At 57.6% G+C, this 6,597-nt stretch carries 6 protein-coding genes; 3 read left to right on the top strand and 3 right to left on the bottom strand.

Features of this window, described 5'->3' with window-relative positions; genetic code table 11:
- From QMG40_RS15065 to QMG40_RS15055, 3 genes are all read right to left on the bottom strand, one after another.
- Positions 1-510, bottom strand: a 510-nt coding sequence (locus tag QMG40_RS15065) for an ABC transporter permease (RefSeq protein WP_283531999.1), incomplete at its 3' end; no start/stop codon positions are given.
- Positions 511-593: 83 nt separating this feature from the next.
- Positions 594-1,271, bottom strand: coding sequence for an ABC transporter permease (locus QMG40_RS15060; protein ID WP_283531921.1), 678 nt, complete (start codon positions 1,269-1,271; stop codon positions 594-596).
- Positions 1,271-2,359 carry an ABC transporter ATP-binding protein gene (locus QMG40_RS15055; protein ID WP_283531998.1) on the bottom strand — a complete coding sequence of 363 codons (1,089 nt, stop codon included), beginning with the start codon at positions 2,357-2,359 and terminating at the stop codon, positions 1,271-1,273. Before QMG40_RS15055 ends, QMG40_RS15060 begins: the two co-directional genes overlap by 1 nt.
- Before the next feature lie 1,004 nt (positions 2,360-3,363).
- On the opposite strand from QMG40_RS15055, the gene QMG40_RS15050 reads away from it, so the two are divergent.
- The 3 genes from QMG40_RS15050 to QMG40_RS15040 all read left to right on the top strand — a co-directional run bounded on the left by QMG40_RS15050 (position 3,364) and on the right by QMG40_RS15040 (position 6,597).
- Complete coding sequence (locus QMG40_RS15050) at positions 3,364-4,356, top strand: iron-siderophore ABC transporter substrate-binding protein (RefSeq protein WP_283531997.1); 993 nt, start codon at positions 3,364-3,366, stop codon at positions 4,354-4,356.
- 61 nt (positions 4,357-4,417) lie between these two features.
- Entirely contained in the window at positions 4,418-5,512 is a 1,095-nt protein-coding gene (locus QMG40_RS15045; protein WP_459253026.1) for a FecCD family ABC transporter permease, read from the top strand.
- A gap of 5 nt (positions 5,513-5,517) precedes the next feature.
- Positions 5,518-6,597 (top strand): FecCD family ABC transporter permease, encoded by a 1,080-nt coding sequence (locus tag QMG40_RS15040; RefSeq protein ID WP_459253025.1) that lies wholly within the window; start codon positions 5,518-5,520, stop codon positions 6,595-6,597.

Here is a 6,597-nt window from a genome sequence, read left to right as displayed (position 1 = left end):
CACTGCAAGTCCGTCAATAATGTAGCGCCCTAGCCCCCCAAGACTAATAAAGGCCACAACAGCCACGGTTGAGACTACCTGCAGCACGGCAGATCGGAATCCACCGAGCATCACGGACAGCCCGTTGAGGACTTCCACTCCGAAGAGAACCTGGTGTTCTCTCATGCCCATGCTCCGGGCAGCATCCACAAGTTCTCGGTCCACGGCGGCAATTCCCGCATATGTGCCCGTCAGAATCGGTGGTACCGCCAGGAGTACGAGAGACCAAATGGCGGGCATCAAGGAAAGAGAAGATGTTGCCAGCAAAGCAAACAATGTCATGATTCCCAGGGTTGGCAGTGCCCGCAGCATCCCTGCCAGCGAGACGACTACTGCACGTCCGCGTCCGGTATGGCCCACATAGAGCCCGATAGGAACCGCGATGACAACTGAGATTAGAAGCGTCAGCCCTGCGTACCCCAAATGCTCAACGACTCGTGTGGGAACGCCCATGGAACCCTGCCAGTTCATCGGGTCGGTAAGCCATTGCCAACCCTGACTGAAGGGGTCCCTCGCTGTGTATTTAGTGCCCGGCAGGGTCGCTGCAAGAAAGCTCATGCCGCCACCTCCATGGTGGTTGAGGTCGGAGCAGGTAACTTAGCTTGTCGCAACCAAGGCGTTAGCATTTTCTGCAGGAACACTAGAACCACGTCCATGAGCAGGGCCAGCACCAGAGTGCCGACTATTCCGACAATGATCTCGGTGGGGAAGTTGCGTTGCAGACCGTCGGTGAAGAAGAAACCCAGGCTGGGAATACCCAGCAGTGAACCAACTGTCACCAAAGAAATATTACTCACCGAGATGACCCGTAGCCCGGCAAAAAGAACGGGAATGGACAACGGTAAATCCACCACCAGGAATCTCTGGAGAGGTCTGAAGCCCATGGCCGCAGCCGACTTGCGGATAGTGTCATCGACTGAGTTAAGCGCATCCAGGGTTGAACGCACCAGTAGTGCCACAGCGTAGATGGTCAGCGCCACAATGATGTTGGTGAAGTCCAAGATCTTCGTGCCCAAGATACTGGGCAGAATCACAAACAACGCCAGTGACGGGACCGTGTAAAGCAGTGATCCTGCAGAGAGAACAATGGCGCTGACAGCTTTGTTAATTCGAGCCAATTGGGCCAAAGGAATGGCGATGACAACGGCCAGCACCAGTGGCACCACGGCTTGAATCAGGTGGTAACCGGTGAGATTGAGTACCTGGGGCAGGTTAGCCAGAAACCACTGCATCAGCTGCGCTCTTCCCGCACGGCATCAATGACTGCCAACACCTCAGAGCCCTTAACTAATCCCCTGACCCGGCCATCAGCATCAACGGCAACGCCGAGCCCGGAGGGCGAGGACAAAGCCGAATCTAAGGCGTTGCGCAACGGGTCGCCGGCATGAAAGAGCGATCCTCCGGGAATGAGCGAGCTTTTGGACTGTTGTGATCCGGGAGGTAACCAACCCATCGGTCGCCGGTTAGTGTCAACAGTCAACACCCAGTTGGCCCCGTTGATGGCTGAATTGTTGAGGTCGGTTTCATCCCACACCACAGCGTTGGCGTTATGGACGGGCACGGATTCACCCGTGCTAAATGAAAGCCTTCGGAAACCACGGTCGCGGCCCACGAAGTTTGCTACAAAGTCATCCACCGGTGCGCGCAGAATTTCCTCGGGCGGCGCATACTGGGCCACGCGACCACCGCTGGCAAACACAGCCACTTTGTCCCCAATGATGGTGGCTTCATCGATGTCATGGGTAACAAAAATTATGGTCTTGGCCAGCTCGCGCTGGAGCCGCAACAGTTCCTGTTGAAGTTCGGCCCGGACCACGGGATCCACAGCGGAAAAGGGTTCATCCATGAGCAAAACAGGGGGATCTGCGGCTAAAGCGCGGGCCACGCCAACGCGTTGCTGCTGTCCACCAGAGAGTTGATTGGGGTAGCGGTCGGCCATGGAAGCTGGCAAACCCACTGTCTCTAACAATTCCAGAGAGCGCTTGCGTGCCTGCGCGCGCGGGACCTTGTTTAGCCGAAGCACGGTTGCGACATTGTCGATCACGGTGCGGTGGGGCAGGAGTCCGGCCTGCTGCATGACATAGCCCATTGAGCGGCGTAGCTCGTGGGCCGGGATAGAGCTGACGTCCCGGCCGCCAACGGTGATCGTGCCAGAAGTTGGTTCCACCATGCGGTTGATCATGCGCAAGGATGTGGTTTTTCCGCATCCTGAGGGACCAACAAACACTGTGATCTTCCCGGTCTCAACACTCAGGTCAAGGTTTGCCACCGCTGGCTGGGCCGATTCGTAAATTTTACTGACACCGTGGAATTCAACCATGGCATCTCCAGCTAGGGCGATGGCGTCTCGGGCGGAAATAAGAGAGTCCGGTGCTGCGACGATTGATTCGTGGGCCGGCATCTGAGGTCCTCACTGTTGGTGGAATGCGTGCGGATCGTTCACTCGGTATCTTTTTTGATCATAAGCGTTTGTTGATCATAAGCAGGGTCCTTTTGACCGGCAAAGCGCCCACAGGGCGAGTTGTGTAGTTTACGCTAGGCGCGGATGGTGCGGGGCATGAAACTCAAAAAATTGCCCTCTTACTTTGTGGACAGCATTAGATTGTTGGGTATCCCGGTGCAGACCCAAGATACTCCGTGGGAGATGCGTCTTGTGGTGACCCCGACGGTATCTGCGGAAAGCCTCGCGAGTCAGAGCCGAATTTTCGCGGAATGTAGGGCAAAACCTAAGGAGACACTCTCCATCCAGATCCGTAATGGATGGAGCAGGGTTGTGGATTCTAACGACTGTGGCGTTGATGACAAGTTCAGCCAAAAAGGTAGTTATGTGACGGGTGCGGAGTGCGCCAAGGGCGCGACTTACATCGAAACACGGGTCGTACGGGACGCTGTAAATCTGGACGGTACCGTCTGGGAGTTGCCCGAGTCTGGCCGAGGGCTCCAAGAGTCACTATTGTGCTTCGATTGCTGGGCTTCGAAGATGCCATTGCATTGGGAGTTTGCGGCCCACGCACGATTCCCGTTCATGGAGCTTTGAGATGGACGACGGCGCTTGGGCGGGAGTGTCTGGGTGGATGCCCCTTCGGGAAAAGAACGGTTCGTACCCATCCAGTGGACGCCTGGGGACCTTGAAGATGATGTGAGATTTCCATTCCCGGATTAGGGCAGCAAAATGTTTCTTAATGGAACCTGATGCCGTAATGTAGCTAAGGCTTGCCTAAATAGGCAAGGTTAGTGTTGGGATCACCGATAGGACATGTAGTGGAGTTTTCGCGTCGCCAAGGTCTGAAAATAGGCTTGCTCACATCAGTTGCGGCATTAGGAATGGGCCTAGCTGGCTGCTCCACCGGCGCAGTCGGCGAATCCGACTCGCAGAAGGCGCAAGCATCAGTTGACGCCTTCCCCGTCACTGTCAAACATATTTATGGCGAAACCGTCATCAAGTCCGTTCCCCAGCGCGTGGCAACAGTTTCTTGGGCCAATGATGATATTGCGATCGCTCTCGGTGTGGTGCCGGTGGGGATGCCCAGGAATGAATATGGCGGAAATGAGAAGTTCTCCACCGCCTGGAAGGACGCCGCGTTGGAGAAGGCCGGTGCAGCCATTGGTAGCGAGAAGGCTCCCGCCCAGTATTCCGAGGCTGATGGGATCAACTTCACGGAGATCGCCAAAACCACTCCTGATCTCATCCTGGCTGCCTACTCGGGCCTGAGCCAGGAAGACTATGACAAGCTGAGCAAGATTGCCCCGGTCATTGCGTTCCCGGAAACCGCCTATGGCACGTCCTGGCAAGATTCCACCACCATGATTGGTGCGGCACTAGGCAAGTCCGCGGCCGCGAAGGATCTCATAGCCACCACTGAAAAAACCATCACAGATCAGGCGGAAAAATACCCGCAGATCGCCGGGAAGACCTTTATCTACGGCAACCTCCAGCCAGGCAAGGGTGAGGGCGTTAACGTCTACCTCTCAGGCGACAACCGACCCAAGTTCCTAAGCAGCATCGGAATGGTACTGGCCCCTGTGGTGGTGAAAGCGGAGAAAGGTGTCAAGGATTTCTTCCTGCTCTGGTCTGCTGAGAAGGCAAACGAACTTGATTCTGATGTGTTTATCAGTTGGGTCCCCGATAACCAGACAAAGGAAGCCATCGCCAAGGATCCCCTGCTGGGCCAGATCCCGGCCATCAAGTCGGGCGCCTTCGTTGCCGATACCGATGAAATGTTAACCTTGGCCATTTCGGCATCATCACCCCTGAGCCTGCCTTGGGCCTTGGATACCTTCCTGCCGCAGCTGGCAGAGGCCGCGGACAAGGTCTAAGGATCCGCTCGTGACAAGCACGCCAACAAAGGAACGCCAACGCGTGGAACCGGGTTCGTTCCTGACCCACTCTGCCGCCGCAGACGCAGACACCGTGCCTGCGGAGAGCGTGCCTGCGGACAGCGGGCCTGCGCGCAAGAAGGCTGGACGCAAAAGGGTCAGTAATCGCCGCCGCCTGGTGTGGCTGCTAGCCCTCACGGCTGTCCTGGCCCTGATGGTGCTGCTGTCTTTAGCTGTTGGTGCGCGCAGCATCCCCTTGCCTGCAGTGGTGGATGCCCTCGTGAATTTTGATCCGGCCAACGGTGATCACGCTGTTGTTTCTGCGCGTCTGGTGCGTACAGCAACTGCCTTGATTGTTGGACTCTCGCTTGGCTTGGCTGGAACATCCATGCAGGGCGTGGCGCGAAATCCGTTGGCAGATCCGGGAATTCTGGGTGTGAACGCGGGTGCCGCACTTGCTGTTGTGGCCGGTATTTTCTTCTTTGGTGCCACAAACGTCTCCAGCTACTTGTGGTTTGCTTTCATCGGCAGTGCTGTTGCCGCCGTGGTGGTTTATCTGGTGGCAAGTCTGGGCCGAAGCGGGGCAACCCCTGTGAAGTTGGCCCTGGCTGGGGCTGCCATGGCGGCCGGTATGGGTTCGCTCATGAGCGCCATGCTCGTCACGAGTCAGAATTCCTTAGAGCTTTTCCGCAGCTGGCAGGTAGGTGCGCTCGCAGGAAAATCGTGGGAATCCATAGTGTCAGTCCTGCCATTTGTTGTGCTGGGTGTCCTTATTTTGCTTTGCACCGGCAAACTCCTGAACACCTTGGCGCTGGGGGATGACATGGCCCGCGGCTTGGGTCAGCATCCCGGACTTGGACGTGCGGTTTCAGCACTAGGGATTGTGCTGTTGTGCGGTTCCGCCACAGCGCTCGCAGGTCCCATTGCTTTTATCGGCCTTGTTGTCCCGCACTTGCTTCGCGGCCTGGTGGGCCCCGATTACCGGTGGCTGTTACCACTGTCTCTTATAGCTGCTCCAGCAATTTTGCTCCTGGCCGATGTGGTGGGCCGAGTGGTCCTGCTCCCCAGTGAAGTGCCGGCAGGTATTTTGGCGGCGTTGTTCGGTGCCCCGGTCTTCATCGCAGTGGTACGCCGCGGAAAGCAGGCGGAGCTGTGAGCATTATGGTAAAAGCCGATGGACGCCTGCTGCGTGAAGCGGCTCCGGCAAGTGGGGTAGCTATGGCAAGCGGTGCAGGGGTGCGCGAACAGCGCAGGGCTCCGCGCCGCCGTCGTACTATTCTGCTGAGCATCATGAGCCTAGTGGTCCTGGGACTACTGGCCGTGAACGTCCTACTGGGCAGTTACACCGTCACCATCGCCGATTTTTTTGCCATGCTTGGGGGTGAGACTATCCCCGGCGCCAGCTTCATCGTCATGGAAAATAAACTTCCCCAGGCTCTGCTTGGCCTCTTGGCGGGCGCCGCATTCGGAATGGCTGGCACTATTTTCCAGTCGATGCTGCGCAACCCTCTGGCGAGCCCGGACATCATCGGCATCAGCTATGGCGCCAGTGCCACGGCCGTTGCCGCGATCGTTCTTTTCGGTGCCCGTGGGGCGGGTATCTCAGTGGCGGCAATCCTGGGAGCGTTGCTGGTGGCCATACTCATCACGGCATTGGCGCGCGGTCGCGGGGGCACAGGGCTAATTCTCATTGGCATTGGCGCGGCCGCATTCATGCAAGCAGTCGTCACGTTTTTACTGTCCCGGGCTGACATTAATAACGCCCAAGAGATCATGGTGTGGCTGACCGGGTCATTGAATTCAGCTAACTGGGAGCGGGTGGCGATCCTGGCCGTGGCGTTACTACTACTTGTCCCTTTCACGGCGATCGGATCACGCGATCTACGCGGTCTGGCCTTAGGCGATGACACGGCTGCCGGGTTGGGTTTGAACGTCCCGCATGCCCGCCTACTACTCACAGTTGTGGGTGTGCTGCTCGCTGCGCTCCCCACGGCTGCGGCTGGCCCCATTGCCTTCGTGGCATTCCTTTCCGGGCCCATTGCAAAGAGGCTCAACGGCGGAGTTGCCAATCTTTCCCTGTCAGCCCTGGTCGGTGCGGGCATTGTGCTCGCCGCAAACTTTGCCGCAGTCAACGCCATTCCCGGAACATCGCTACCGGTCGGCGTGGTCACAGGGGCGTTGGGTGCGCCGTTCCTGCTCTGGCTGCTCATCACATCCAATCGTGCCAATCAAGGAGGCTGA

This window comes from Arthrobacter antibioticus (genome assembly GCF_030063205.1).
In the GTDB taxonomy this organism is placed as follows: domain Bacteria; phylum Actinomycetota; class Actinomycetes; order Actinomycetales; family Micrococcaceae; genus Specibacter.
This window is presented reverse-complemented; position numbering and strand designations above follow the sequence as displayed.

What these genes read in the sequence shown, in the direction of transcription:
- QMG40_RS15060 (WP_283531921.1), bottom strand. Translation starts at nt 1,271, where the DNA reads ATGCAGTGGTTTCTGGCTAACCTGCCCCAGGTACTCAATCTCACCGGT.
- QMG40_RS15055 (WP_283531998.1), bottom strand. Translation starts at nt 2,359, where the DNA reads ATGGTTGAATTCCACGGTGTCAGTAAAATTTACGAATCGGCCCAGCCA.
- QMG40_RS15050 (WP_283531997.1), top strand. Translation starts at nt 3,364, where the DNA reads ATGGGCCTAGCTGGCTGCTCCACCGGCGCAGTCGGCGAATCCGACTCG.
- QMG40_RS15040 (WP_459253025.1), top strand. Translation starts at nt 5,518, where the DNA reads ATGGTAAAAGCCGATGGACGCCTGCTGCGTGAAGCGGCTCCGGCAAGT.